Origin of the sequence: Phyllobacterium calauticae (genome assembly GCF_019991125.1) — a bacterium.
Lineage (GTDB): Bacteria > Pseudomonadota > Alphaproteobacteria > Rhizobiales > Rhizobiaceae > Phyllobacterium > Phyllobacterium calauticae.
On record NZ_JAGENB010000040.1, the window covers coordinates 1 to 425 of the forward strand.

1 rRNA gene is annotated in these 425 nt (G+C 55.8%); it reads right to left on the reverse strand.

Features of this window, described 5'->3' with window-relative positions:
• Positions 1-425: ribosomal RNA gene (locus J1W56_RS25860) — 16S ribosomal RNA — on the reverse strand; the annotation flags it as partial.

A 425-nucleotide genomic window follows, 5' to 3' on the forward strand; every position in this document is an offset into this window, starting at 1 on the left:
CTGTTTGCTCCCCACGCTTTCGTGCATGAGCGTCAGTATAGGCCCAGGGGGCTGCCTTCGCCATCGGTGTTCCTCCAGATATCTACGCATTTCACTGCTACACCTGGAATTCCACCCCCCTCTGCCGTACTCTAGCCTTGCAGTCACAAGCGCAGTTCCCAGGTTAAGCCCGGGGATTTCACACCTGTCTTACACAACCGCCTGCGCACGCTTTACGCCCAGTAATTCCGATTAACGCTCGCACCCTACGTATTACCGCGGCTGCTGGCACGTAGTTAGCCGGTGCTTCTTGTCAAGGTACCGTCATCCGCGCAGGATATTAGCCCACACGTTTTCTTCCCTTGCGAAAGAGCTTTACAACCCGAAGGCCTTCTTCACTCACGCGGCATGGCTGGATCAGGCTTGCGCCCATTGTCCAAAATTCC